Raw genomic sequence first — 26049 nt, forward strand, 5'->3', positions numbered from 1 at the left:
GGAATGGAGCACCTGGACTCTTTCCGTGCAGCACAACCCCGTTAGAGTTAGATGTCATCACTGCCAGCTTTGTCCCGACGTCAGTTTCTCCGCACATCCGGCTTGGCAATCGCCTCCGCCGGACTTGCGGGCTGCACCTCATCGATGAACACGAACCGCTTCCGCGAGCAAACGATGCCGGTCTACCGCAATCCTGCGCTCGAAAGCCGCTGGAACGGGCCGCCGGGCGGGATCTTCGAGGGACCGGTCGGCGAGGGGCCGATCGGCCTGCCGCCGCAGGATGCCTATTACGCGGAGATCTATGCGGCGCGGGAGGATGGCGGCTTTCTCATCCCGGAGGTGCCCTTCAGACAGATCGATCCGCGCTTTTATCGCCAGGAGGTCGGCGATCCCTTCGGTGAGGCCCCCGGCACGATCGTCGTCGATACGGCCGACCGCTATCTGTACCTCGTCCAGCCGGGCGGGCGGGCGATGCGCTATGGCGTCGGGTTAGGCCGCGAAGGCTTCGCCTGGTCGGGCCGCGGTCTGATCCAGTGGAAGCAGAAATGGCCGAAGTGGACGCCGCCGAACGAAATGATCGCCCGTCAGCCGGTACTGGCGAAATATTCCGCCGATAATGGCGGCATGCCGCCGGGACTCGACAATCCGCTCGGCTCGCGCGCGCTCTACATCTTCCAGAACGGCCAGGATACGCTCTATCGCGTCCACGGGACGCCCGAATGGCAATCGATCGGCAAGGCGGTCTCTTCCGGTTGCGTCCGCATGGTCAATCAGGACGTGATCGATCTTTACGATCGCGTGCGCAACAAGGCGCCGATCCTCGTCATCTGACGGCCTGTGCGGGGGCGTAACGAAGGAGCCGTTCATCTCTGCGGCGAAAATCGCTTCTTTCTGCGTTTTGATGACCAGCGAAAGCGTTGCGTCATCACCCGATCGTATGGGCATCAAACAACCCGAACCGGCCGCCCAAAGCTACAGGCCGGAACGACCGTCAGAGAAGACCCTTGGCCTTGAGATCGGCGGCGAAGGTGACCAACGGCATGACCAGCGTGAGCGGCCGGTTCTGAAGCGGCTCTGCTCCGTAGCCGGCATACCATCGCGCAGCACGCTCGCCTTTGGCGTCGATAATCAGCAGCACGCCGCCGGCTTCGGACGCGACCCGCAAGCAGCGAAGCGCCGCGGCGGCAAGAAGCTGACCGCCCAGGCCGTGACCCGCTACGCTGACATCGGTGGCGATCCGCGCCAGCGTAAACCCGGAGACCTCGTGCTGGGCCAACCCCTGCGTCATCGACGCCGGCACGTCGTCGTGCTTCACGGCAGAAGGGGCCAACGTGTAGAAGCCGAGCACGCGGTTAGGCGTGGCGACATCGATCGCGCAGAAGGTTTTTGAGGCATTCTGTTCGTGGCTTTGACGCGCAAAGCGTCGAAGAAAATCATTCATGGCGGGATCGCCACAGTCGAAGGACTGGCGGTCATGCGATTTCGCGATTGCTTCCTCGTTCCAGACCGGCAGCGTCATAGAGTATCAGGCAACGCCGCTATCGCTGCCCGCAGCTTCGCGTTGGGCTTGGGGGGATTTTCCAGCAGTTCGAGCACACGCGCATGATCGCGCGCAGACAAGCGCACGACATCGGCCGCCTCGATCACGGCCTCGGCTTCACGCAAGGCGGTCTGCGTAACGAAGTTGGTTAGATCGGTGTCGCGCAACGCAGCGGCGCGCACGAGCTTGGCCTTCGTTTCCGGCGAGACCCGCAGATTCATGCGCTTATTGTCATCTACGGCAGCTCGGGGCATCTCCGTTGTCCTTGTATATCGTACACATTCAAGATGTACGCGATCACGCTCGGATTTTCAAGGCCGTGCGTCTTCATGATGTACGTGGCCTGCCCGACAACGCCGGGGGCGGGGGAGACGTTGCGGGTCTAACCGTAGATGTGGGCGTCCGAGACCGTGGCTCGACAAGGACATACAGCAGCTTGCGAATAGTTCGCGGCCTACTCAACCCTTTGAACCCGAACTTCCGGACGGAGAGCGGTACACCTTTTCCTTCAGGTGCTCTTGTCAGCTTTCGTGTCGACTCCCGGCCAGCCGCTGCGTCAGCCTGTGCAGCGCGTCGCGCAATTCGCCCACCTCCTCGAGGCTGCAGCCTGATGCATTGCCGATGTCGCGCAGAATACCGAAGGCTTCGGCCTTCAGCTCCCGGCCGCCATCCGTCAGGCTGACGATCACCTGCCGCTCGTCCGCCGCATCGCGTACGCGGCGGACATATCCGCCTGCTTCCAGCCGCTTGAGCAGAGGCGAAAGGGTGCCTGAATCGAGGCCCAGTTCTTCGCCAATTCGTTTCACCGTCATGCGGTCCTGCTGCCAGAGCGTGAGCAGCACGAGATATTGCGGATAGGTCAGCCCGAAGCGGTCGAGCAACGGCTTGTAGGCGCGATTGAAGGCATGCGCCGCCGAGTAGACGGCGAAACAGAGCTGGCGGCCGAGCGCCAGCACCTCATCGGAATCTGCGTCGAATTTTGCCGCTTTCCTCGTCATGATGTCATTGTCGCAAATTCACGCCGGCAAAGCAATTTGCAAAATTAATTTGCGCACTATTTAATCTTTCGATATATAAATCCCGGCAACCACAAGGAAGGAGACTGTCATGCCCATCCTCTACCGCACTACCGCGTCCGCGACCGGCGGCCGCGCCGGCCAGGCCAAGAGCAAGGACGGCGTTCTCGACGTGACGCTGACCGTTCCGAAGGAACTCGGAGGCGACGGCGCGCGCGGCACCAATCCCGAGCAACTCTTTGCCGCCGGCTATTCCGCCTGCTTCCTCGGTGCACTGAAATTCGTCGCCGGCAAGGAGAAGGTAAAGCTTGCGGAAGACACGACGGTGACGGGCACGGTCGGCATCGGACCCCGCGACGACGGGACAGGCTTCTTTATCGACGCGGCGCTGGAAATCTCGTCTCCCGGCGTGGAAAAGGCGGTCCTGGAAGACCTCGTCCAGAAGGCGCATATCGTTTGCCCTTACAGCCATGCGACCAGGGGCAATGTCGACGTTAAGCTGACGGTGGCCTGATAGGACCGTTGCAGATAGCCGAAGCCCGTAACCCCGGGCTTCGGCCTGCCCCGGCAGTTCCGCCGCAAGCAAGTGTCGGGGATCGATCTAAGCCCTGTTGAGATACGGGCCACCCGCCGCGGCTTGTTTCATTTCCTCATTCCTGTGCTCGTCACAGGAATCCAGCCAGACCAAGTCCTTGGGCTGAAAAAACTCTTTCCGCGCCGCAGACGCGGCGCTGCTGGATCCCTGTGACGAGCACAAGGGATGAGGAACGAGGAGACGTTGCAGTCCTCCGATACGTTTCCTACAGCGCCGCGCGTCTTATGAGACGCGCTGGAAAAGTGTGTGCAGTTTTCCGCCCGCATCCCGCGTCTCAACCATTGGAATCGATCACGTTCATGATTTCAGGTCGACCCGACCTAAAATCATCGTGATCTAGCGCTTCAGACTGCCGAGTATTCCGCGCACAAGGGCTCGCCCCACCTGGGTCGCAACCGTTCGCGCGACCGACTTCATCGCAGCTTCCATGATGGTTTCCCGCTTGTAGCCGGACGATCGCGGCCGGGTCTGCTTGCCGGAAGGCGCTTCGGCCGCATCGTCGCCGAAGCCGGGCAGGGTCCAGCGGCTGCCGCCGGAAGTCTCCTCGGCGGGTTTTTCTTCTGCCTGCCGGGCAGCCTCCGCCTGTTCCGCTGCCTTGGCTGCACGTTTGGCAAGCATCTCATAAGCCGAGTCGCGGTCGAAGTCCTCGTCGTAGAGACCGCGCACCGGGCTCACGTCCACCACCTTCTGCCGTTCCGCATCCGTAAGCGGGCCAAGGCGCGACGAAGGCGGCCGGACCAGGGTTCGCTCGACGATCGACGGCGATCCCTTGCCCTCGAGCGTCGAGACCAGAGCCTCGCCGGTGCCAAGATTCGTGATCACGTCGGCACAATTGAAGTCGGGGTTCGGGCGGAATGTGTCGGCAGCCGTCTTGACGGCCTTTTGTTCGCGCGGGGAATAGGCGCGCAATGCGTGCTGGACGCGGTTGCCGAGCTGGGCGAGGACCGTCTCCGGTACGTCCAGCGGGTTCTGCGTGACGAAATAGACACCGACGCCTTTAGAGCGGATCAGGCGGACGACCTGCTCGACACGCTCGACGAGAACCTTCGGCGCATCGTTGAAGAGCAGATGTGCCTCGTCGAAGAAGAACACCAGCTTCGGCTTGTCGGGGTCGCCGACTTCGGGCAGCTCTTCGAACAGCTCGGACAAGAGCCACAGCAGGAAGGTCGCGTAGAGACGCGGGTTCATCATCAGCTTGTCGGCGGCAAGCACCGAAATCGCGCCGCGCCCGTCATTTGTGGTCCGCATGATGTCGGTGATCTTCAGCGCCGGCTCGCCGAAGAAATGCTCCGCACCCTGCTGCTCCAGAATCAGGAGTTCGCGCTGGATAGAGCCGACGGAGGCCTTGGAGATGAAGCCGAACCGATTGGAAAGCTCGCTCGCATTCTCGCCCATGTAATTGAGCAGCGCCTGCAGGTCCTTGAGGTCGAGCAGCGGCAGGCCGCCCTCGTCGGCGATCTTGAAGGCGATGTTCAACACGCCTTCCTGCGCGTCCGTCGCATTCATCAGCCGCGACAGAAGAAGTGGGCCCATTTCGGAAATGGTGGTGCGGACCCTGTGGCCCTTCTCGCCGTAGAGATCCCAGAAGATCACCGGGAATTCCTGGAAATCGTAAGGCTCGAGGCCGATCTGCTCGGCGCGCTTCAGCAGGAAGTCCTTGGGCTCGCCCATGGCGCCGATACCGGACAGGTCGCCCTTCACGTCCGCGCAGAAGACCGGAACGCCCGCATTCGAGAAACCCTCGGCCAGGATCTGCAGCGTCACGGTCTTGCCGGTCCCAGTGGCGCCGGTGATCAGCCCGTGGCGGTTGCCGAACTTCAGCTTCAGATATTCGCCTTTGTTGATCGAATCGTCCGGCTTGCGGCTGGTTCCGATATAGATCTTGCCTTCCTGCAGCATGGGGGCTTCATCTCCGTCTTGTCAATTTTATCAATGAAAGCGGGTATTTCCCGCATGTCGCACAAAGTCGGTCATCGAAACATAGCGTGCATCTGTTATAGGCGGTGCGTCTGTTCCCGGCAACATGATTGCGGGCGCGAACAAGGCCGGATTGCCATCTGGCGAGCCCCGTGAAACGATGCTGCGAGGTGGCGGAATATGGTATTCGGCGTCCGTTTCGATGCTCTTGTTATTCCGGCATCGTTCATTTACCTTGACGTTAACGTCAAAATTCGATCGAGGAGATTTCCATGAGTGAACTGGTCACGCGCGTGGCGGAAAATGTCGGAATCGAGACCGCAACGGCGGAAAAGGCAGTGGGGATGATCCTCGGCTTCCTGCAGCGTGAGGCAGCCGAAGGCCCGGTCGCCCAGATGATCGAGGCGATCCCCGGTGCGCCCGAACTGGTCGCGCAGTACAATGGCGAGGGTAGCGGTGGTGGCGGCCTTCTTGGCGGCCTGATGTCGGCGATCGGCGGCGGCGGCGTCATGGCGCTGGGTCAGCAATTGATGAGCCAGGGTCTTGGCATGGGAGAGATCACGGCGCTCGCCAAAGAGACGATCGCATTTGCCAAGGAGAAGGCGGGCGAGGAAGTCGTCGACGAGGTGGTCGCCTCCGTTCCGGGCCTCAGCCAGTTCGTCTGATTGCTCTGATGCGCAGGCAGGCCGTTACCCCCTCTGGCCGGCAGCCAGAGGGGGTAACGGCCGCGGTGCGGCATGGGGGCCTCTAAAGGCCTTCACCTCACGCATCCCATTCGGGAGCAAGACCCTGCGGATTGACGATCCGCCCGGACGGGCGGGCAAGCTCGCGGACTGCCGCCATCTCCTCCCGCGTCAGCGCGAAGTCGAATATCGCGAAATTCTCCTTGAGCCGCGCCTCCGTCGCCGTCTTCGAAAGCACGATCACATCCTGCTGTTGCACGAGCCAGCGCAGCGCCACTTGCGCCGCCGTCTTGCCGTGGCGGCCGCCGATCTCCGCGAGCAGCGGGTCGGCAGGCACTTTGCCGTTGGCCATGGCATAGTAGGCCGTGAGTGACATTCCGAGCCGCCGCGCCGTCTGGAGGACCTTCGTCTGGTCGAGATAAGGATGATACTCGACCTGGTTCGTGGCGATCGGCGCATCGCTGAGACGCGTCGCCTCTTCCATTTGCGCGGCGTTGAAGTTGCTGATGCCGATATGGCGTACTTTGCCGGCATTCCGCACCTCGTTCAGGGCGCCGATGCGTTCGGCCATCGGCACGTCGCTCCCCGGCCAGTGCAGAAGCAGCAGATCGACATGGTCGGTTCTCAGCTTTCTCAGGCTCTCATCGACCGAGGCGATGAAGGCGTCGTGGCGATAGTTGTCGACCCAGACCTTCGTGGTCAGGAAGATGTCCGCCCGTGCAATGCCGGACTTCTGGATGGCCTCGCCGACTTCCGCCTCGTTGCCGTAGATCTGTGCGGTGTCCACGTGGCGGAAACCGAGCTTCAGGGCCTGCGGCAGGATGCGAAGCACCTCCGCTCCGGACATACGGAATGTGCCGAAGCCGAGCGCGGGAATATTGGCGCCATTTGAACTGACTGCATGCATTGAGAGCTCCTTCACTGCGAGCGCCCGGCGGGCCGAAGCGCGATCTCCTATACTTGTCCGCGCAAGGCGCGCCTTCAAGCTTGTCCGGAAGACAGGGCCGCGCCTGCCGGAGCCGGCGAGAACCCGCATGCACTCCCGCTCTAGCGATTTTTTGTCGCCACGATGAAAAGCCGCGGGAAACGCAGGAGCACGCGCCCGTTTTTCATCGCCGGATAGGCCTTCCTGATCTTTTCGGCATAGGCGGCGAGATAGCCCGCCCGCTGAGTGGTGGGCAGCGCGTCCAGATAGGGGCGTAATCCCGTGCCCTTCACCCATTCGACGATCGCGTTCGCATTTGCGAGCTGGTGGTAGTAGACGGTGTGCCAGACGTCGACGCGGACCTCCTTCGAGGTGAGCCTTTCGACATAGGTAGCCGGTGAGGGGAGGGACCTGCGCCGAATGGTGCGGCCCGCGAAGGCCGGGGCGAAGGCGGCCTCCTCTGCCGTTTCCTCCATCAGAAGATGCGACGATTCATCGAGGTTGTCGGGCATCTGCACAGCAAGCGTTCCGCCGGGCGCAAGCGCCAGTATGAGCCGCTCGAAAAGCGTGACGTGCTCCGGTAGCCACTGGAAGACCGCATTGGCAAAGAAGAGCGCGCTTTCCGCGGGCGGCGCCCAGGCGGCGAGGTCGCCTTTTTCGAAGCGAAGGTCCGGCAGGCGGGTGCGGGCGGCCGAAAGCATGTCATCGTCGCTGTCGATGCCGGTGAGCGGGCTGCCCGGAAATCGTTCGAGGATCAACTCGGTCGAATTGCCCGGGCCGCAGCCGAGGTCGAAGGCCGGACCGGCGGGCAGATCGGGTACCTGCGCCAGCAGGTCGCGCGCCGGACGCGTCCGTTCGTCCTCGAACTTGGCATATTGCGCTGCAGACCAGGCCATGGGCGGGGCTCCTTCATACGCCGAATTGCAGGCTTTCGAGCGAGGGGAGGATCAGCGAAGGACCATGGTCCTTGTATTCATCCGGCCCGTCGGCCCGGTTGATCCAGACGGTGCGAAAGCCGAATTTCGTGGCGCCGGCGATATCCCACCGGTTCGAGGACTGGAACGAGACCGCCTGCGGATAGAGCCGGTAGCTCGTCGTCACCAGGTCGTAGACAGCCGGTGCCGTCTTGAACGCCTTGACGGCATCGACCGAGAAAACGTCGTCGATGATGATATCGAGTGCGGCGTTCTTGACGGCCGAGGCCAACATGGCCGGCGAACCGTTGGAAAGAATGGCGATGCGGGCGCCACGTTCCTTCAATCCCTTGAGGACCGCGGGAACTTCCGGATAACAGTCGAGCGCCCAATAGGCATCGAGAAGCGGCTTTTTGAGCCCGGGATCGGCTGAGGGGAAGCGCTGAAAGGCGTAGTCGAGCGACTGCTCGGTCAATTCCCAGAAGTCGACATAGGCGCCCATGAGCGAGCGCACCCAGGAGTATTCGAGCTGCTTGGCGCGCCAGAGTTCCGAAAAGGCCTGGCCGTCCGGCCCGATCGCATCGGCATGCCGGCGTACGGCCGCATGCACGTCGAAAAGCGTGCCATAGGCATCGAAGACATAGGCGGCGTAAGACATCGAGTTCTCCCGTCTATCCACCGTCCGGGCGGCGCGCCGGAGGTTTTCACCATTTTGCGCGAGTAGCCGCCGGGCAGGGGCTTGAGGCACTGCGTCGGAGACGCTGTGCCTCAGCATTCTTTTGCGCGCATCATGTCAAAACTTTGTGCGCCGCACAATGTCTTCGTCGCCCGCCTTCGTTCAATCTTTCCAAACCTTTGCCGGGAAACGCAGCGCCTGTTTCGCAAGTTTGCCCTTGAGGCCGAGGGCCGCGTCGCAAAGGCCGAGCACGTGCCGGTTCGGTTTCGCCTCCGGGCGCAGCGCGTGAAGCGCTGCCGCAGCCTCCTCCGGTCCCAGATAGCGCGCCAGAACGCCGAGGGTCAGCGCCGTCGAACGTCCGATGCCTCTGAGGCAGTGAACCAGCAGGTGCGCCTCTCCGGGCAGGCTGTCGATGAAGTCAAATGTCGCCTCGATGGCCGCCGGACGCGCGGCATCCGGCGCATCCGGGTCGATGGTGTCGCCGAAGCGGAGTTCCAGATGCCGCTCCGGCGGCAGGTCGATCATCGAAAGCAGACGCGTCGCTGGCGCTCGGATGGAGACGAGATGCGTCGGCGCCCATAACGCGCGATTGTGCCGCGCCTCGGTTTGCGAGCTCACGATGAGGCGCACCGGCCAGCCGTTCGGATGCGCCGGATTCGCGTCGAGTACGGGCCGATAACAGGCGCTCTCGATAGCCTGAACCGCAAGAGCCATGACGTGCCTCCTGATTCGTCTCGGATTGCCGGCAGAATAGCAGCGCCGGCACGCAACCGAAATCCGGTCAGAACCGCGTGATGACACTGATGCCGAGGTCTGTCGCCCGGTCCATCGCAGCAAGCGCCGGCGCCGCCTCTTCGAGCGATATCTCACGGCCGATCAACTGCTTCGGGTTCAGTTTCCCGGCGGTGATCATTGCCAGCATCGCGTCGTAACGCCAGGCCTGCATCCCGTGGCTTCCATAGATCTCGAGTTCATGGCCGATCACTTGCGCCATCGGAATCTGCGGCGTCGCGTGCTCCGCCAGCATAAGCCCGACCTGGACGTGCCGGCCGCGGCGGCGCAGATTTTTGATCGAGTTGAAGCAGGTAACGGGCGAGCCGAGCGCATCGAGCGAGACGTGGGCGCCACCTCGGGTGAGTTCCCTGACAGCTCCCGCGACGTCCTCCGTCTCGCGGCCGTCGATGGTGGCGACCGCCCCGAGCGTCCGGGCGAAGGCGAGCTTCTCCTCCGAGATGTCGATGGCGATGGGGTTGGCGCCGAGTGCCGCGGCGATCATGATTGCGGAGAGGCCGACACCGCCGCAGCCGTGCACAGCCACCCACTCGCCGCCCTTGACGCGGGCCTGGTCGACGACAGCACGGAAAGAGGTTGCGAAGCGGCAGCCGAGGCTCGCCGCCGTTGCGAAATCCATGTTCTCGGGCAGATGCACGAGGTTCTGCTCGGCAAAGTCGATCGCCACATATTCCGCAAACGAGCCCCAGTGGGTGAAACCCGGTTGAAACTGCGCTTCGCAGACCTGGCTGTTGCCGGAGCTGCATTCGAAGCAGCGGCCGCAACCGGAAACGAAGGGTACCGTCACCCGGTCGCCGATCCTGTAGCGGAGGACCCCGCGCCCGGTCGCCGCGATCGTGCCTGCCAGTTCGTGGCCCGGCACATGCGGAAGGCGAATGTCCGGGTCGTGCCCCATCCAGCCGTGCCAGTCGCTGCGGCAAAGGCCGGTCGCCTCGATCTTTATGACGACCCCGTTCTCGGTCGGCGCCAGATCGGGAAGCGTCCGGATCTCCGGCATCTTCTCGAAGGCATCGTAATACATCGCTTTCATCGAGATCTCTCCCTTGGGCGTTTTCATCATTCTGACACGTCGCCCGGGAGGGCTCCAGAATGGACGCCATGACATTTTTTGATGTACCCATTCACCCTCATGCTGCTTTTTCCGGCTAGAGCGGAAGTGCGTGAAGAAAGAAGGAGGCACCGATGGCCGTCGATACATCCCCACGATCCACCACCTGGACCTTTGTCGACGGCGAATGGCTTGCCGGCAACCCGCCGCTGATCGGCCCGACATCCCATGCGATGTGGCTCGGTTCGACCGTATTCGACGGCGCCCGCTGGTTCGACGGCATCGCGCCGGACCTCGACCTCCATTGCCGGCGCGTCAACCGCTCCGCCGAGGCTCTGGGTCTCAGGCCAACGATGTCGGCCGAGGAGATCGAGGGACTGACCTGGGAAGGCGTGAAGAAGTTCGACGGCGAGACGGCGGTCTATGTGAAGCCCATGTATTGGGGCGAGCACGGGTCCTGGAGCGTCGTTGCGGTGGATCCTGAATCGACACGCTTCGCGCTTTGCCTTTTCGAGGCGCCGATGGGCAATGGCCGTGCCGGCTCGTCGCTGACGCTCTCTCCCTTCCGCCGGCCGACGCTCGAATGCATGCCGACCGATGCCAAGGCCGGTTGCCTCTATCCCAACAACGCCCGCATCCTCAACGAGGCACGTTCGCGCGGCTTCGACAATGCGCTGGTGCGCGACATGCTCGGCAACATCGCGGAGACCGGCTCCTCGAATATCTTCATGGTGAAGGGTGGCGTCGTCTTCACGCCGGCCGCCAACCGGACCTTCCTCGCCGGCATCACCCGCTCGCGCGTGATGGCCCTTCTCAGGGAGGCAGGCCTCGAAGTGATCGAAACCAGCTTGACCATGGCCGATTTCGAAGGGGCCGACGAAATCTTCACCTCGGGCAACTATTCCAAGGTGCTGCCTGTCACCCGCCTCGAGCAGCGCGAATTGCAGGCCGGTCCGGTCGCGGCGAAGGCGCGCGATCTCTATCTGGACTGGGCGCACGCGACCGGAGGGAAGTGATTTCCTCTCAGTTTAGCCGGCCGCTATTTCTCCGCCGCCCTGAACGCGCGAGGCATCGCCAGTCGCTCTTCGAAGGTCACGGTTCAAGCGGACGGACGACCACATCGGCGGACGAGCGCGTGTTCGGTCCGTGATAGACCGCTTCGACATTGTTGCCGTCCGGGTCGAGGAGAAACGCGGCATAATAGCCCGGATGGTAGCTTCGCTCTCCGGGCGGTCCATTGTCGGTGCCGCCATTGGCCAGTCCGGCATCGTAGAACCGCTGCACCGCATCGGGGCCTGAGGCCTGGAATGCGAGGTGGACGCGGGTGCGGTAATCCTCCGCCGCGTCGACGAAGAACTCGTCGAACGCAAAGAACTCGTCGGTCTCGTAGGTCGGCTGGTGGCCAAGCGCGCCGAGCACCGCCTGATAGAACCGCTTGCTCGCCCTGAGGTCCCCGACGCGAAGATGCACATGGTCGATGAGCCGTCCCTGGTGAAATTCCATCGTCTTCTCCTGTGGCACGGTTGGGCACATGCGCTCGATAACGTAAGATAGGACCGCAAGGCGGCGCGTCGAGGCGCTTGCGCGCGAAGGCGGAAGTCACGAAAGCAATGAAAGTATTTTGCGTGGGTTAGCGAAATTTTGGCGCTGCATCGGTTGCCTCCCTGCAAGGGGGTGCCTATGTTCCGCTGACAGATTTCCCCGACGAAATCCATGCCAAGAGGAGATGCCACAATGGCTTTCGAATTGCCGAACCTTCCCTATGACTACGATGCGCTTGCGCCGTACATGTCGCGCGAAACGCTCGAATACCATCACGACAAGCACCACCTCGCTTACGTGACGAACGGCAACAAGCTCGCCGAGGAAGCCGGTCTTTCCGATCTTTCGCTGGAAGATATCGTCAAGAAATCCTACGGCACCAACCAGCCGTTGTTCAACAATGCCGGCCAGCACTACAACCACGTTCACTTCTGGAAGTGGATGAAGAAGGGCGGCGGCGGCACCAGCCTGCCCGGCAAGCTCGATGCGGCGGTCAAATCGGACCTTGGCGGCTACGACAAGTTCCGCGCCGATTTCATTGCTGCCGGCGCAGGTCAGTTCGGCTCGGGCTGGGCCTGGCTTTCCGTTAAGAACGGCAAGCTGGAAATCTCCAAGACCCCGAACGGCGAAAATCCGCTCGTCCACGGCGCAACCCCGATCCTCGGCGTCGATGTGTGGGAACATTCCTATTACATCGACTACCGCAACGCGCGTCCGAAATACCTGGAAGCCTTCGTCGACAATCTCATCAACTGGGATTACGTCCTCGAGCTGTACGAAGCGGCTGCAAAGTAAGCGCTGCTTCTACCAGCGGGAAATCGGCCCGGCGCTTGCGCCGGGCCTTTCGTTTTGAGGGGCGGTTTTCAGCGGCCATCTCGTCACGGTTTTCTACCCGTCCGCCGCCTCGAGCGGCCGAACCGCATTCGCCTGCCATCCCGCAATCCACATCTGCCTCAGCCGGTTGCCTTCGCCGCGGAAATAGGCGTCGGCGGGTTCGCAGTGTTCAACGCGGTCGGCGCGGAAGTTGCGGATATCCTGCCGCAATTCGCACCACGCGACCATCATCGCGTGTTCGGAATAATAGATCAGCGCAAGCGGGAGTACTGTGCGCTCGGTCGCGCGCCCGAGCTCGTCGCGATAGTCCAGCACCAGCTTCTGTTCGTCACGGATCGTCCGCCGGATCATGGCCAAGTCCACCGCCGGCGGCGGCGAGGCGATCGTGCCCCAGGCGTGAAGCGCCTGTGACTGGAAGGCCTTGCGCAGCGGTTCCGGCACGGCGCCGGTGATCTTCTGATTGACGCGCCGTGCCGCCGCCTTCAGCTCCTCGTCGCCCGTGCGAGCCAGAAGCGCAAGCGCCAGCACGATCGCCTCCGTCTCCTCGATCGAGAACATCAGCGGCGGCAGGTCAAAGCCGGGCCTCAGGATATAGCCGATGCCACGCTCGCCCTCGATCGGCACGCGCATCGCCTGCAGGGCGGCAATATCCCGGTAGATCGAGCGGGGCGTCACCTCCAGGGCGTCGGCGATTTGCGCCGCCGTCACCGGTGTACGGGCGAGCCGCAGCATCTGGATGATTTCGAAAAGACGCGACGCCTTGCGCATGAAGCGGCCTCTACCTGCTCACTCCTGACACGACCTTGTCAGTAGGAGAGAGATATAACACGCGCCAACGGGTTGAAACTAAACAATCCGCTCCTGGTATATCACGGAAATCGGATGAGCAACTGACATGACCTATGCGGAAAACCTCTGGCTCTTTTTCACCCTGCTCTTCGGCATCATCATCGTTCCCGGCATGGACATGGTTTTCGTCCTCGCCAATGCGATGACCGGCGGGCGCGCTTCCGGGCTTTCGGCAACGGCCGGAATCGTGGCAGGCGGCGTGCTGCACACGCTCTATGCAGCCCTTGGCGTCAGCGTCGTCCTGCATCTGGTGCCCCACCTCTTCAACCTGCTGCTCGCTGCCGGCGCGGCCTATATCGCCTGGATCGGTTTTTCGCTCCTGCGCAGTTCCATCACCATCAGCGGCGTCGAAGGAGGGGCACGGCTGTCGCGTTGGGCGAGTTTTCGGCACGGCGCCCTGACGAGCCTGATGAATCCCAAGGCCTATCTCTTCATGCTTGCGGTCTACCCGCAGTTCCTCAAGCCGCAGTTCGGCCCGGTGTGGTCCCAGGCGGCTGTCATGGCCGTGATGATCGCGCTGACGCAGCTTGCGGTCTATGGCGGGCTTGCACTTGCCGCCGGCCGCGGGCGTGATTTCCTCGTGGGCAGCCCCGGTGCCACGGTCACCATCGGCCGGCTCGCCGGTCTCCTCCTCGTCGTCATCGCCATCTTAACGGTATGGCATGGCTGGAGCGGGGCTGTTTGAGACGCCGTCGAACAAGTATAAAGATGAGTTCTGTAATCATATTTGAATATCTGAAGGCGTCGCCACGCGGCCAGGTATTGCGTGGTGAATTGTGCTGAATCGATAAGCACATCAAAAAAAAGTTACTTCCGTAGAAAACCCAAAATGCCATCATGCCGGCGCTTGAACACCACGCCGCGGAAGCGGGTCAGACCGGAGAACATGATGAAGATACGAGCTCTTATGCTTGCCGCAGCCCTGGCGGGCCTGGGCGTGACCGCCGTGACGGCGGCCGACGAGCCGCAGGCGGTGCGTCAGCAGCTGATGAAAAAGGTGGGAAAGGCCACGGGCGAACTCAGCGGCATCGCCAAGGGTGAAAAGCCTTATGACGCCGAGATCGTCAAAGCATCTCTGGCGACGATAAGCGAGACGGTGAAGGTTTTCCCGAATCACTTCCCGGCCGGCTCCGAAACGGGAATGGAAACCGAAGCAAGTCCGAAAATCTGGGAGAACATGGAGGACTTCAAGGAAAAGGCCGCCAAGCTCGGCGGTGACGCAGAAAAGATCCTTGCCCAATTGCCGGCAGATCAGGCCGGTGTCGGCGCCGCGCTCGGCATTCTGGGAAAGGACTGCAGCAGCTGTCACGAGACCTACCGCCTGAAGAAGAATTGACGATCAGACGGTTCTTCCAACCCGATTTGAACCGCGCCGGTTCGCCGGCGCGATCTCTCCGCAATCAGGTCGAAAAGCCCTCCGGCCGTTGTCATCCGCATTCGTGATTTCAAGAGGAGCCCATGGGCCGGCGCGCGAGGTATCTGCTTTCTGGTCTGGTCCTGCTGGTGGTGGCGGGAGGGAGTCTCGCCTGGTGGCTGACCAAGCCCGATCGCTGGGACGGCGCTCATTGGGAGGGGCTCGGCGAGCCCGATCTCGCCAATGGCGAACAGATCTTCTGGGCCGGCGGCTGTGTCAGCTGCCACGCCGCTCCGGGCGCCAAGGACGACCAGAGGCTCGTGCTTGCCGGCGGCCGCACCCTGAAGAGCCCTTTCGGCACCTTTTATCCGCCCAACATCTCCCCCGATGAAACCGTTGGCATCGGCAACTGGACGCTTGCGGAGTTCGGCGACGCGATGACCCGCGGCGTCGGAAAGGACGGCGAGCATCTCTATCCCTCCTTCCCCTACGGCTCCTATATCCGGATGACCGCGAAGGACGTGAACGACCTTTGGGGCTTCATGCAGACGCTGCCGAAGAGCGGCAACGCGACACCTCCGCACGACCTGGCATTCCCCTACAATGTCCGCCAGGCGCTCGGAGCATGGAAGCTGCTGTATCTCAACGCTGAGCCGCGTACTCAGGTCAATACCGCCGACACCAAGCTCGCCCGCGGGCAATACCTCGTGGAAGGCCCTGGTCATTGCGGCGAATGTCACACGCCGCGCGATGCGCTTGGCGGTTTCGAGGAGGGCCGGTGGCTCACCGGCGCACCCAATCCCGAAGGCGAAGGCCGAATTCCCGACATCACCCCGTCTTCGAAAAGCATCGGGGGCTGGAGTGCGTCCGACATCGCCTCCTATCTCGAAACCGGCTTCACGCCGGATTTCGACACGGTCGGCGGCTCGATGGTCGAGGTCCAGAAGAACATGGCGGAGCTGCCGGCCTCCGACCGCGATGCGATCGCGGCCTATCTCAAGGCGCTGCCGGCGCTGTAAACCGGAGCGACCCGCGGCCTCCGTCACCCGAGTCTCTGCAGGTAGCGCATGCCGGTTACCGGGCGCGGTACGAAACGCTCGGACTCGTAGAAACGGTGCGCCTGGAAGTTTCCGGTGGCGGCACTGACCGAGAGGTAGTCGCAGCCCGCCATTTTCGCCTGCTCGCGAGCCTTGGCCACGAGGTGGCGCCCGATGCCGGTGCCGCGGTGACCGGGGCGGACGAAGAGGTGGTGCATTTCCATGCCGCGGGCACCTTCGGCCGCCCGGTATTGCGGGACGAGAACGGCATAGCCGATCAACGCGCCGCCGGCTTCGGCGACCAGCGCCGTGATCCAGGGCGTGCGTCCGAAGAGATCCCGCTCGAGCTGTTCGGGCGTGACGGTTGCGGCATCGCCGTGATGGGCGGCAAGCTCGGCGACCATCTCGCGCAATTCGGCGAGATCACGTGGCTTGGCGCAACGGATCGTCACCATCGGCGCACGGGCCGACGGAACGGGCTGAAGGGTAGGGGTGACGGTCTGCAGCATTCTCGGCTCCTAATGGTTCTCTTCCGCCATCAGGTGCCGTGAAAAACAAAAGCCGCCTGATGGCGGCCTTGTTGAATATGATCAGCAGGCCGCTCCTATCGGAACAGCCAAAAATATACGCTGGAAATGGGCGCGTTCTTGATCATGCGCGTAGATTGTCCAAATCCCGGAATTTGTCAACGAGGAATTTCAATGCTCTTTTCCGCACAGCGAGTGGTCGGCAAGCGCGCGGATCACATGGCAATCGCCGATCGTGTGATCGCCATGGCAGGCGACGATGCGCTCGAGCTCATGCTCCAGCCTTCTGAGCCGGGCGATTTTTTCCCGCACGGAGGCAAGATGCTCGGTCGCGATGCGGTCCGCCTCGCCGCAAGGGCGTTCCGGATGCTCGCTCAATGCCAGAAGGTCCCGGATCGCCTCAATCGAAAGTCCGAGGTCGCGCGCGTGGCGGATGAAGGCGAGCCTTTCGAGCTCGTGCTTTTCATAGCGCCGCTGATTGCCCTCCGAGCGCTCCGGCGCCGCGAGCAGACCCATCTGCTCGTAATAGCGGATGGTCGGGATTTTTACGCCCGTCCGACGGGAAAGGTCGCCGATCGTGTACATGCGATGGCCCAGTGCTCCAACATTTTGAAACTGCGTGTTTCCGGACGGAAATCGTCACACCGCTTTCCTATCCTCTAGTCTCTAGAGCTTTATATGGACAGGGACCTGCCCTCGATCAAGCCTTGAAAGCGGCATCTGGGGTTCGTTCCGTGTCGAAGAGCGCAGCTTCGGGCACAAGCCCGCCGCAATCGCCCCTTAGCGATTCGACCGTCGGAATCGACAGGAATAATATTTCAGATCAATAATTTAGCTATGTCTCGGCGCTTGAGCCCCACAGACGGAGGAAGACATGCCTTTGCACATTACCCGCCGAGCAATGCTGGCCGCGTCGGCCATGCTCTATCCGGCATTCGTGCTCGGAACGCCCGCGCTTGCGGCCGGTGGGGCGGAGGAAGACGTCACGGAACGGCTTCGCCGGCTTGAAGAGCGCACCGGCGGACGCCTCGGGGTTGCCGTGCTCGACACCGAGACCAACATCTCGTTCGGGCACCGGGAGGCCGAGCGTTTCGCCATGTGTTCGACCTTCAAGGCGCTTGCGGCAGCTTGCGCGCTCGCACGCGTCGATCGCGGGAAGGAAAAGCTCGACCGGCGGATCACCTTCGGCAGGGAGGTCCTGCTGCCTCACTCGCCGGTGACGGAAAAGCATGTGGGTGGCAACGGCATGACGGTCGCGGAACTCTGCGAGGCGGCGATCACCATCAGCGACAATGCCGCCGGCAACCTGCTGCTCGAAAGCTTCGGGGGTCCCGAGGGCCTGACGTCCTGGCTGCGCTCGATCGGCGACGAGACCACGCGGCTCGACCGAACGGAGCCCGAGCTGAACGAGGCCAGGAAGGGCGATCCGCGCGACACCACCACACCGGCCGCCATGCTCGACACGCTCGGGAAATTGGTCCTGGGTCCGGTCCTCTCGCAAGAAGGGCGCCAGCAGCTCATCGACTGGCTGGTTGCGAACAAGACCGGCGATGCGCGGCTACGGGCGGGCCTGCCCAAGGACTGGCGGATCGGAGACAAGACGGGAACGAGTATGACCGGTGCCGTTTCGGATATCGCCGTCGCCTGGCCGCAGGGCCGTGGTCCGATCCTGATCTGCGTCTACATGGGCGAGGCCGAGGCGCCGCTCGACGACCTGAACCCTGTCTTCGCCGATATCGGCAGTATCGTCGCCGGCATGGCCTGAGGCCTGTTGAGATTCCGGCCGCCCGCCGCCGCTTGTTTGATCGCCTCATCTCTGTGACAAGCACAGAGATGAGTTGCAGTCCTCCGGACGCCCATGCGGGCGCGCGCATTCCGGTTCGTGCGTCAGGGCAGCGTATAGGCGATGACATAGTCGCCCGGCTTGGTGCCGACCGAACCGTGTCCGCCCGCAACGATGAGCACATATTGTTTGTCGCCGACCGTATAGGTCATCGGCGTCGACTGGCCGCCGGCAGGAAGCCGCGCTTCCCAGAGCTGCTCACCCGTGGTCAGGTCGTAAGCCCGGAAGTAATTGTCGACCGCGGCACCCAGGAAAGCGAGACCGCCCTTGGTTATCATGGGCCCCCCGATGCCCGGTACGCCCAGCTTGAAGGGCAGCGGCAGCGGCGTCATGTCGTAGACCGTGCCGTTCTTGTGCTTGTAGGCGATCTTGCCGGTTCTGAGATCGGCGCCTGCGACATAGCCCCATGGCGGGGCCTGGCAGGGAATCCCGAGCGGGCCGAGGAACGGACCCATAAAGACCCCGTAAGGTGCGCCTTCATTGCGGTTGAGGCCCTGTTCGCTACCTTTTTCGCCCTCGCCCTTCGGGGCGATCTGGTCGCGCGGAACGAGCCGCGAGGTGAAGGCGAGATAGGTCGGCATCCCGAACATCACCTGGCGTTCCGGATCCACGGCGACCGAGCCCCAGTTGAAAGTCCCGAAATTGCCGGGATAGACGATCGTTCCCTCGAGGGAAGGCGGCGTGTAGCGCCCCTCGTATTTCAGCGATCTGAATTCGATACGGCACGCAAGCTGGTCGAACATGCTGATCCCCCACATGTCGCGCTCCATGAGCGGCGGGGGCATGAAGGTGAGGCCCGAGACCGGCTGGGTAGGCGCAGTGAAATCCTCGGGGATCGCGCCGCCGGGCGCGGGTACTTCCTCGATCGGGATAATCGGCTCCCCGTTTCGCCGGTCGAGCACATAGATGTCGCCCTGCTTGGTCGGTCCGACGAGTGCCGGCACGACGGTCCCGTCCTCTCTCGTGATGTCGAGCAGGGCGGGTTGCGCGGGCACGTCCATGTCCCAGAGGTCGTGATGCACCGTCTGGCGCACCCAGCGAACCGCGCCCGTGTTGATGTCGAGGGCGACGATGGAGGAGGAATATTTCTCCACATGCTCGCTGCGTCCCATGCCGAGCTGGTCGGGTACCTGGTTGCCCATGGGAATGTAGACGAGGCCGAGCCCCTCGTCATAGCTGAAGACCGACCAGCTGTTTGGCGAATTGGTGGTGTAGGTTTCACCCGGAGGCAGCGGCGTCGTCACGTCCGGATTTCCGCTGTCCCAGTTCCAGATGAGGGCGCCGGTGTTGATGTTGAAGGCGCGGATCACGCCCGACTGCTCCATGGTCGAATAGTTGTCGTTGACGGCACCGCCGATGATGATCTTGTCGCCGACGGCGACCGGCGGCGAGGTCGAATAGTAATAACCGGCCGGGTTGTACTTCATGCCCTGCTCCAGATGCAGGACCCCGTTGTCGGCGAAGCTGGTGCACACCTCTCCATTCGTCGCGTCGAGCGCGATCAGGCGGGCGTCGGACGTCGGCAGATACACCCGTTCGGCGCAGGGGCTGCCGGGCGCCGCGGCCGGATCGGCCCAATAGGTGACACCGCGGCAGGTCTGGTGCTGACGGTCCGGGTTCATGCCGGAATTCGAATCGTACTTCCACTTCTCCTGGCCGGTGGCGGCGTCGAGCGCGATCGCCCAGTTGTGCGGTGTGCAGACATAGAGCGTGTCCTTCACCTTCAGCGGCGTCACCTGGTAGGTGGTTTCGCTGACGTCCTCCGGCAGCTTCACGTCACCGGTCTGATATTGCCATGCCACCTGGAGGTTCGAGACGTTCTCCGGGCGGATCTGGTCGAGCGGGGAATAACGCTGGCCGAAGGGCGTGCGCCCGTATTGGTGCCATTCGCCCGGCGGCACGTTGCCCCCGAGATTCGGGTTTGCCACGACCTCGCCCGGCAGATCGCCCCTGATGTCGTGGGGGTTCTGTGTCATCGAAAACAGCGCAACGCCGATCGATAGAAGGCTGGCCAGGGCGAGCGGCCAGGCGCGCGCGCCGTATTGCTCGCCCGTGGGGCTGACGAAGCCGAGGGGGCGCCGTATCCAGGGTGTGAGCAACCACAGCCCGAGCAGGATAATCACGCCGCCGCGAGGCCCGAGCTGCCACCAATCGAATCCCACCTCCCAGACCGCCCAGGCAAGCGAGCCCAGGACGACCAGCGCATAGACCCAGAGCGCGGCGGCGCGTCGGCGAAAGAGCAGAAACGCGGTGAGCAGAAAGCCCAGGCCAGCGACGAGGTAGTAAGGGCTGCCGCCGAGCAGCAGGAGCCGCGTTCCGCCCGCACCGAGGGCGAGGCCGATCACGGCAAAGACGATGGCGGTCAGGACGATGAGCATCAAGTAGAACTCCCGAGTTGAGGACGTGCCGTGGACACGACTGATTCCGCGGGCAGGCCCGGCCGGGCCTGGAGGAGAACGCGCATTGCCGACGACGAAGGCGCGGCTCCGTGCGGAGCCCGGTCGGTGCGCTATTTCGAAGTTAACGCAAAACGCGTGCCTTTCAATGGCCACAATCCGACGGAGACCGAGATTGTCGGCGCATGGTCGCATGACGATCGACAGGGAGTGTCAGGTGCCGCAGAAGGTTTGGAGCACTTCCTCGCCCGGCTTGGGTGGCGCGGCGTAGGCTTCGCGGCCCGGCTGGTCCTCATAGGGACGGGAGGTCACCTCGACGAGCGCTTCGAAGAGCGAGAAATCCGCGTCTTCCGTTGCCGCATCGATCGCCTGTTCCACCCGGTGGTTGCGCGGAATGAAGGCGGGATTGACGGCGCGCATCGCGGCAGCGCGTTCGCTCGCCGGCTGCGGTTCGCGTTCGAGCCTTCGGCGCCAATCCCCGAGCCAGGGTGAGAGTGCCTGCGGTTCTTCGAAGAGGCTTGCAAGCTCCGTATCGGCGGCCGCGTTTTCCGCGGATGCCGCCAGCCGGCGGAAGGTGAGAGTGAAATCGGCTTTCCCGTTCTGCATGAGCGTCAGCAGCGACTGAACGAGGTCGAGATCCTCGTCTTCGTCCGTGAACAGGCCGATCTTGCGCCGCATGCCGCCGAGCCAATGGTTCTGGAAGATACTCCCGTATTCGCCAAGAGCGTCGTTGGCGAGGTTCACGGCCGTGTCCGCCACGGGATCGAACAGCGTCACCAGCGTCTCGGCGAGGCGGGCGAGGTTCCACTGACCGATCGCCGGCTGGTTGGCATAGGCATAACGGCCGAACTGATCGATCGAACTGAACACCGTTTTCGAATCGTAAACGTCCATGAAGGCACAGGGGCCGAAATCGATCGTTTCGCCCGAAATCGTCATATTGTCGGTATTCATCACCCCATGGATGAAGCCGACATGCAGCCAGCGCGCGATCAGTGCAGCCTGACGCGCCGCGACCGCCTTGAAGAGCGCGAGATAGGGTTTCTCATCCTTCTTCAGCTCCGGATAATGACGGTCGATCACATAATCCGCGAGAGTCCTTATCGACTCCATGTCGCCGCGTGCCGCGAAGAACTGGAACGTGCCGACACGAATGTGGCTTGCCGCGACCCGGGTGAAGACGGCGCCCGGCAGGATCTGTTCGCGGTAGACGGGCTGACCCGTAACCGTGGCAGCCAGGGCACGGGTCGTCGGCACGCCGAGCGCGTGCATCGCCTCGCTGACGATATATTCGCGTAGGACAGGCCCGAGCGCCGCCCGTCCGTCGCCGCGGCGGGAGTAGGGTGTCTGGCCGGCTCCCTTGAGCTGGATATCGCGTCGCCGTCCGCCGGCGTCGGTCACCTCTCCGAGCAGGATGGCACGTCCGTCGCCGAGCTGCGGCACGAAAGCGCCGAACTGGTGGCCCGCATAGGCCATGGCGAGCGGTTCGGCACCTTCGGGGACGAGATTACCCGAAAAGATCGCCGCGCCGTCGCGTTCGAGCGCTTCGGAGTCGAGCCCAAGCTCGACGGCCAGCGGTCGGTTGAGCTTGATCAGCCACGGTTCCGCGACCGGCGTCGGCTCCACACGGGCGTAGAAATTGGCCGGCAGCCGGGCGTAGCTGTTGTCGAAGCGGAATGCGGTCATCTTTGAAATTGGCTGCGTTGGAACGGGACTCATCGCGATACAGCGGCACGCCGAAAGTCGGCCGCCCTTTCGCAGCAAGTCTACACGAGCCTCGCGCTTTTCGCGAGGTTTCGGCCTGGACGCCTATATGAGCCCCCTCGCTCCTTCGTCCGAAGGGGCCGTCGCGATCAGGCACTGAGCGCCGCTCGTGGCAGGCACGCCTCGCAGATCGCCGCCATGTGCCGGTGGTCGGTACCGCAACAGCCGCCGAGCACCCGCAAATGCGGCAGGCAGCCGGTGAGCGAACGATAACGTTCTGCAAGGTCGCCCGCGTCGCCCGCATCCAATGTCTCGCTCTCGTCGAGTTCGGCATGGCTCTTCGTCGAGGCATTGGCACGAATGCCGCCGATCCGCCGGACCCAGGCGCTCTGCCGTTCCAGCACATTCTCGAAATGGGCCGGATGGGCGCAATTGATCATGTAGTAGTGCGGATAACCGCCGGTCTCGGCGTCCACCGTCTCGATCGCGTGCTGTAGCGAGCGACCGGTAACCAGGCGGCCGTCGGTCTCCACCGTGAAGGAGATGGCGCAGGGCATGTCATGGCCCCTGGCGGCCCGGACGACCCCGATCGCTTCCTCGGTATTCGTCATCGTGACGGCCGTGATCATGTCTGCTTGGCTGTCGGCAAAGGTGGCGACCTGGGCGCAATGATAGTCCTCCGCTTCGTCGGCCGTAATCCGGCCCGCCTGATAGCCATCGCCGCGCGGGCCGATCACGCCATTGAGGACGACCGGAGCCTGCGGCCGCTCGTACTCGGTGCGCAACCCCGTGAGGAGATCAACGGCATCCTGATTGACCTTTCTCAATGCCGCCGCATCGTAGCCGAGTTTTTCACCCCAATCGGCATTGGCGCGCCATGTGGCGGTATCGAGCACGAAGCCGGTGCCGTGGCGCCTGGCGATTTCGAGATAGCGCGTGTAGTAGCGCAGAAGCCGCCGCCGGCCTTCCGCCGTCGAGAGCAGGACGAAGGACGCGAAATGCGGGAGTTCGATCCCCTCCTGGAAGATCAGCGCGGTCTCCATGCCACCGTCGCTCAAGAACATGCCGCCCCGTACAAGCGGCAGATCATGTCTGTACCTGGCCAAGTCCTCCACCTTTATCCCTCCTTGCGTTTGTTCTCCTGCCAAATTGGCAGGGGCGGAGCAGAGTATGCACAGGTGTCGGCGTCTCGCTGTAACGTCAGGAACCCTCTTCCATCGCGGCGGCCATTTCCGCCAGCTTGCGTATTGTGTTGAGATTGCGCGCCGTGCCCGGTCTGAGCGCCGGAAGCTTCAGCTTCGATCGTCCGGATCCATTCGGATAGTGGATATAGATTTCGCGCCCGTCGATCCGCACCTTTTCTCCATCGGGTGCCACCAGCTTGTCGAGCGCGTCGCGGGGAGGCGGCTCCGGCAGGAAGGTGATCAGCAGCAAGTTCGGCTTGGCATCGAGAAACCGCTCCGCCCTGGCGGCGACGTCCTCCAGTTGGCGGCGGCTGCGGAGCAAGACTCCCGGCGCCTTGCCCATTTTCGCCGCCAGCGCCTGTTCGAGTTTCGCCTGCACTGCGGGCTCAGGCAGATCAGAGCGAAAAACGACGTTGCCGCTCTGGATATAGGTCTTGGCCCCCGCGAAGCCGAGCCCATCGCAGGCGGCCCTCAGGTCCGCCATCGTCAGCTTGCCGGTGCCGCCCACATTGACGGCCCTGAGCAGTGCTACATAGACCGGCACCGGCTCTTCCCCTTACGCCTTGCCTGCGACCTTGATGGCGAAGGCATATTCGAAGGCGATCTCCTCCAGCCGCTGAAAGCGACCGGAAGCGCCGCCGTGGCCCGCATCCATGTTGGTCTTGAGCAGGATGGGTTCGCTGCCGGTCGTCTCCTCGCGCAGTTTCGCCACCCATTTCGCCGGTTCCCAATAGGTGACGCGCGGATCGGTCAGGCCTCCGAGCGCCAGAATGGCGGGATACGGCCTGGCACCGACATTGTCGTAGGGCGAGTAGCTCGCGATGATGTCGTAGAACTCCGGGCTGTCGATCGGATTGCCCCATTCGGGCCATTCCGGGGGTGTCAGCGGCAGCGTGTCGTCCAGCATCGTGCTGAGCACGTCGACGAAGGGCACCGCGGCGATGATGCCGCGGAACTTCTCCGGCGCCATATTGGCGATGGCGCCCATCAGCATGCCCCCAGCCGATCCGCCCTCGGCGACGATGTTCGCGTAGGAGGTGAACTTTTCCTGATTCAAATAATCGGCGGCTGCGATGAAGTCTTTGAACGTATTGGTCTTCTTCGCCATCTTGCCGTCTTCGTACCAGTGGAAGCCCTTGTCCTTGCCGCCGCGGATATGGGCGATGGCGTAGACGAAGCCGCGGTCGACGAGCGACAGGCAGTTGGTGTTGAAGCTGGCGGGAATGGTGATGCCGTAGGCACCGTAGCCGTAAAGCAGGCAAGGGGCGGATCCGTCGAGCGGTGTGTCCTTGCGATAGAGCAGGGTGACCGGCACCTGCTCGCCATCATGCGCCGGGGCGAATACCCGGCGGGTCACATAGGCGTCCGGATCGTGCCCGGAGGGGACTTCCTGCGTCTTGAGCAGTGTGCGCTTGCGCGTCTGCATGTCGTAGTCGAACAGCTGCGAAGGCGTCGTCATCGACGAATAGGAGAAGCGGATGATGTCGGTGTCGTATTCGGCCGCACCCGAAAGCCCCAGAGAATATGCCTCCTCGGCGAATGCGATGGCGTGTTCCTCGCCGGTGCGGCGGTCGCGGATGACGATTTCCGGCAGCCCGTTGCGGCGCTGCAGCCAGACCAGATGCCGGGCATAGGCCATATGGCTGAGGATCAGCGTTCCCGGCTTGTGCGGCACGACCTCGCGCCAGTTTTCCTTCTGCGGCGCTTCCACCGGCGCTTCCATGATCTTGAAATCCTTGGCGCCGTCGGCATTGGTCAGAATGTAGAAGACGTCGCCGCCCTCGGTGATGGAATATTCCAGACCGGTTACGCGCTCCGCCACGAGCCTGGGCTCCGCGGCAAGGTCGCTGGTCGGGATGAGCCGATACTCGCTCGTCTCGTGGTCATGGATGTCGATATAGATGAAATCGTCGAGGAGCGAACCGCCGACAGACATGAAGAAGCCGGGATCGGGCTCCTCATAAACCAGCCGGTCTTCCGACTGCGGCGTTCCGATGACGTGGTGGAAGATCTTCGATGGCCGGTGGTTCTCGTCGAGCACGGTATAAAAGAAGCTCTTGCCGTCCGGCGCCCAGGCGCCGCCGCCGCCCGTATTTTCGAGCAGGTCCTCGAGGTCCTCGCCGGTCGAAAGGTCGCGCACCTTCAAAGTGAAATATTCGGACCCTTTGTCGTCGTACCCCCAGATTCCGCGGGAATGATCGCTCGAATGGTCGAGCCCGGCGATACGGAAATAGGCCTTACCTTCAGCCTCCCTGTCGCCGTCGAGCAGCACCTTGCGGATCGTCTCGTCGCCCGCTGCACCCTCGCGCGGGATCCGGAAATAGCGCGGATGCTCGCCGCCGGTGACGTAGGACGTCCCGTAGGCAAAAGGGCCATCCTTCATCGGAACCGATGAATCGTCTTCCTTGATCCGGCCGCGCATTTCGGCAAACAGCGTCTTCTGCAGATCCTTCGTGTCCGCCATCGCGGCGTTCATATAGGTATTCTCCGCCTCCAGATGGCGACGGATCTCGGGATCCAGGATCGACGGATCCTTGAACATGGCCTGCCAGTTTTCGGCCCTGAGCCAAGCGTAATCGTCGGTGCGGGTCATGCCGTGGCGGGTATCCGTTGCCGGCTTTTTCGGGGCGACGGGTGCGGCGGGCAGGTTCTTGAATACGGACAAGGCATGTC

The 26049-nt window shown here is 63.0% G+C and carries 27 protein-coding genes; 9 read left to right on the top strand and 18 right to left on the bottom strand.

Going from position 1 to position 26049, the window contains the following annotated elements; all coding sequences use genetic code 11:
* Positions 1-51 precede the first annotated feature (51 nt).
* Positions 52-831 (top strand): L,D-transpeptidase family protein, encoded by a 780-nt coding sequence (locus ACFHWW_RS14825; RefSeq protein WP_026168561.1) that lies wholly within the window; start codon positions 52-54, stop codon positions 829-831.
* 160 nt (positions 832-991) lie between these two features.
* Here the strand turns inward: ACFHWW_RS14825 and ACFHWW_RS14830 are convergent, their stop codons facing one another.
* The 3 genes from ACFHWW_RS14830 to ACFHWW_RS14840 form a co-directional block, all read right to left on the bottom strand.
* A complete protein-coding gene (locus tag ACFHWW_RS14830; RefSeq protein ID WP_379938947.1) occupies positions 992-1519 on the bottom strand; it encodes a GNAT family N-acetyltransferase in 528 nt (175 codons plus the stop codon).
* A complete protein-coding gene (locus ACFHWW_RS14835) occupies positions 1516-1794 on the bottom strand; it encodes a DUF1778 domain-containing protein (protein ID WP_100674542.1) in 279 nt (92 codons plus the stop codon). Before ACFHWW_RS14835 ends, ACFHWW_RS14830 begins: the two co-directional genes overlap by 4 nt.
* A gap of 267 nt (positions 1795-2061) precedes the next feature.
* Positions 2062-2538, bottom strand: coding sequence for a MarR family winged helix-turn-helix transcriptional regulator (locus ACFHWW_RS14840; RefSeq protein WP_275596599.1), 477 nt, complete (start codon positions 2536-2538; stop codon positions 2062-2064).
* Between the two features lie 109 nt (positions 2539-2647).
* Between ACFHWW_RS14840 and ACFHWW_RS14845 the strand changes: the two genes are divergently transcribed.
* Complete coding sequence (locus tag ACFHWW_RS14845) at positions 2648-3070, top strand: organic hydroperoxide resistance protein (protein ID WP_010968954.1); 423 nt, start codon at positions 2648-2650, stop codon at positions 3068-3070.
* 417 nt (positions 3071-3487) lie between these two features.
* Here the strand turns inward: ACFHWW_RS14845 and ACFHWW_RS14850 are convergent, their stop codons facing one another.
* On the bottom strand, positions 3488-5050 hold the full coding sequence (locus ACFHWW_RS14850; protein WP_379938950.1) for a helicase HerA-like C-terminal domain-containing protein: 1563 nt from the start codon (positions 5048-5050) through the stop codon (positions 3488-3490).
* A 290-nt stretch (positions 5051-5340) separates the two neighbouring features.
* Here ACFHWW_RS14850 and ACFHWW_RS14855 point away from each other — a divergent pair, with 290 nt between their 5' ends.
* Positions 5341-5733, top strand: coding sequence for a hypothetical protein (locus ACFHWW_RS14855; RefSeq protein ID WP_379938952.1), 393 nt, complete (start codon positions 5341-5343; stop codon positions 5731-5733).
* 97 nt (positions 5734-5830) lie between these two features.
* Here the strand turns inward: ACFHWW_RS14855 and ACFHWW_RS14860 are convergent, their stop codons facing one another.
* The 5 genes from ACFHWW_RS14860 to ACFHWW_RS14880 all read right to left on the bottom strand — a co-directional run bounded on the left by ACFHWW_RS14860 (position 5831) and on the right by ACFHWW_RS14880 (position 10088).
* Positions 5831-6658 carry an aldo/keto reductase gene (locus ACFHWW_RS14860; RefSeq protein WP_324763083.1) on the bottom strand — a complete coding sequence of 276 codons (828 nt, stop codon included), beginning with the start codon at positions 6656-6658 and terminating at the stop codon, positions 5831-5833.
* A 140-nt stretch (positions 6659-6798) separates the two neighbouring features.
* Positions 6799-7572, bottom strand: coding sequence for a trans-aconitate 2-methyltransferase (tam, locus tag ACFHWW_RS14865; RefSeq protein WP_338278570.1), 774 nt, complete (start codon positions 7570-7572; stop codon positions 6799-6801).
* 13 nt (positions 7573-7585) lie between these two features.
* A complete protein-coding gene (locus ACFHWW_RS14870) occupies positions 7586-8248 on the bottom strand; it encodes a haloacid dehalogenase type II (RefSeq protein WP_100674536.1) in 663 nt (220 codons plus the stop codon).
* Between the two features lie 180 nt (positions 8249-8428).
* Positions 8429-8980 (bottom strand): phosphatase, encoded by a 552-nt coding sequence (locus ACFHWW_RS14875; protein ID WP_379938955.1) that lies wholly within the window; start codon positions 8978-8980, stop codon positions 8429-8431.
* Positions 8981-9047: 67 nt separating this feature from the next.
* Positions 9048-10088 (bottom strand): zinc-dependent alcohol dehydrogenase family protein, encoded by a 1041-nt coding sequence (locus ACFHWW_RS14880; RefSeq protein ID WP_379938957.1) that lies wholly within the window; start codon positions 10086-10088, stop codon positions 9048-9050.
* Positions 10089-10240: 152 nt separating this feature from the next.
* Here ACFHWW_RS14880 and ACFHWW_RS14885 point away from each other — a divergent pair, with 152 nt between their 5' ends.
* The gene (locus tag ACFHWW_RS14885) at positions 10241-11122 is read left to right on the top strand and encodes a branched-chain amino acid aminotransferase (protein WP_379938959.1); all 882 of its coding nucleotides are present in this window, start codon (positions 10241-10243) and stop codon (positions 11120-11122) included.
* Positions 11123-11198: 76 nt separating this feature from the next.
* Here ACFHWW_RS14885 and ACFHWW_RS14890 read toward each other — a convergent pair whose 3' ends face one another.
* Positions 11199-11609, bottom strand: a complete 411-nt coding sequence (locus ACFHWW_RS14890) for a VOC family protein (protein WP_100674532.1) — start codon at positions 11607-11609, stop codon at positions 11199-11201.
* Positions 11610-11840: 231 nt separating this feature from the next.
* On the opposite strand from ACFHWW_RS14890, the gene ACFHWW_RS14895 reads away from it, so the two are divergent.
* Entirely contained in the window at positions 11841-12443 is a 603-nt protein-coding gene (locus tag ACFHWW_RS14895; RefSeq protein WP_018094513.1) for a superoxide dismutase, read from the top strand.
* A 93-nt stretch (positions 12444-12536) separates the two neighbouring features.
* On the opposite strand, the gene ACFHWW_RS14900 is transcribed toward ACFHWW_RS14895, so the two are convergent.
* Positions 12537-13250 carry a YafY family protein gene (locus ACFHWW_RS14900; protein WP_275596592.1) on the bottom strand — a complete coding sequence of 238 codons (714 nt, stop codon included), beginning with the start codon at positions 13248-13250 and terminating at the stop codon, positions 12537-12539.
* 127 nt (positions 13251-13377) lie between these two features.
* Here ACFHWW_RS14900 and ACFHWW_RS14905 point away from each other — a divergent pair, with 127 nt between their 5' ends.
* The 3 genes from ACFHWW_RS14905 to ACFHWW_RS14915 all read left to right on the top strand — a co-directional run bounded on the left by ACFHWW_RS14905 (position 13378) and on the right by ACFHWW_RS14915 (position 15704).
* Positions 13378-14016, top strand: coding sequence for a LysE family translocator (locus tag ACFHWW_RS14905; RefSeq protein ID WP_379938962.1), 639 nt, complete (start codon positions 13378-13380; stop codon positions 14014-14016).
* Between the two features lie 204 nt (positions 14017-14220).
* Complete coding sequence (locus ACFHWW_RS14910) at positions 14221-14667, top strand: cytochrome c (protein ID WP_013844129.1); 447 nt, start codon at positions 14221-14223, stop codon at positions 14665-14667.
* Between the two features lie 122 nt (positions 14668-14789).
* Complete coding sequence (locus ACFHWW_RS14915) at positions 14790-15704, top strand: c-type cytochrome (RefSeq protein ID WP_379938964.1); 915 nt, start codon at positions 14790-14792, stop codon at positions 15702-15704.
* 23 nt (positions 15705-15727) lie between these two features.
* Here ACFHWW_RS14915 and ACFHWW_RS14920 read toward each other — a convergent pair whose 3' ends face one another.
* Positions 15728-16231, bottom strand: coding sequence for a GNAT family N-acetyltransferase (locus ACFHWW_RS14920; protein WP_100674527.1), 504 nt, complete (start codon positions 16229-16231; stop codon positions 15728-15730).
* Positions 16232-16420: 189 nt separating this feature from the next.
* Complete coding sequence (locus tag ACFHWW_RS14925; RefSeq protein ID WP_018094518.1) at positions 16421-16834, bottom strand: helix-turn-helix domain-containing protein; 414 nt, start codon at positions 16832-16834, stop codon at positions 16421-16423.
* Between the two features lie 289 nt (positions 16835-17123).
* Here ACFHWW_RS14925 and bla point away from each other — a divergent pair, with 289 nt between their 5' ends.
* A complete protein-coding gene (gene bla, locus ACFHWW_RS14930; protein ID WP_379938966.1) occupies positions 17124-18014 on the top strand; it encodes a class A beta-lactamase in 891 nt (296 codons plus the stop codon).
* 122 nt (positions 18015-18136) lie between these two features.
* Here bla and ACFHWW_RS14935 read toward each other — a convergent pair whose 3' ends face one another.
* The 5 genes from ACFHWW_RS14935 to ACFHWW_RS14955 form a co-directional block, all read right to left on the bottom strand.
* Entirely contained in the window at positions 18137-20470 is a 2334-nt protein-coding gene (locus ACFHWW_RS14935) for a glucose/quinate/shikimate family membrane-bound PQQ-dependent dehydrogenase (protein WP_324763090.1), read from the bottom strand.
* 231 nt (positions 20471-20701) lie between these two features.
* Complete coding sequence (locus tag ACFHWW_RS14940; RefSeq protein WP_379938968.1) at positions 20702-22174, bottom strand: YdiU family protein; 1473 nt, start codon at positions 22172-22174, stop codon at positions 20702-20704.
* Positions 22175-22341: 167 nt separating this feature from the next.
* Positions 22342-23298, bottom strand: coding sequence for a homocysteine S-methyltransferase family protein (locus tag ACFHWW_RS14945; protein ID WP_379938970.1), 957 nt, complete (start codon positions 23296-23298; stop codon positions 22342-22344).
* Positions 23299-23392: 94 nt separating this feature from the next.
* Positions 23393-23920, bottom strand: a complete 528-nt coding sequence (locus ACFHWW_RS14950) for a DUF1697 domain-containing protein (RefSeq protein ID WP_338278593.1) — start codon at positions 23918-23920, stop codon at positions 23393-23395.
* A 12-nt stretch (positions 23921-23932) separates the two neighbouring features.
* A complete protein-coding gene (locus tag ACFHWW_RS14955; RefSeq protein ID WP_379938972.1) occupies positions 23933-26041 on the bottom strand; it encodes a S9 family peptidase in 2109 nt (702 codons plus the stop codon).
* Positions 26042-26049 lie beyond the last annotated feature (8 nt).

Origin of the sequence: Sinorhizobium sp. P24N7, assembly GCF_042436655.1 — a bacterium.
Lineage (GTDB): Bacteria > Pseudomonadota > Alphaproteobacteria > Rhizobiales > Rhizobiaceae > Sinorhizobium > Sinorhizobium meliloti_A.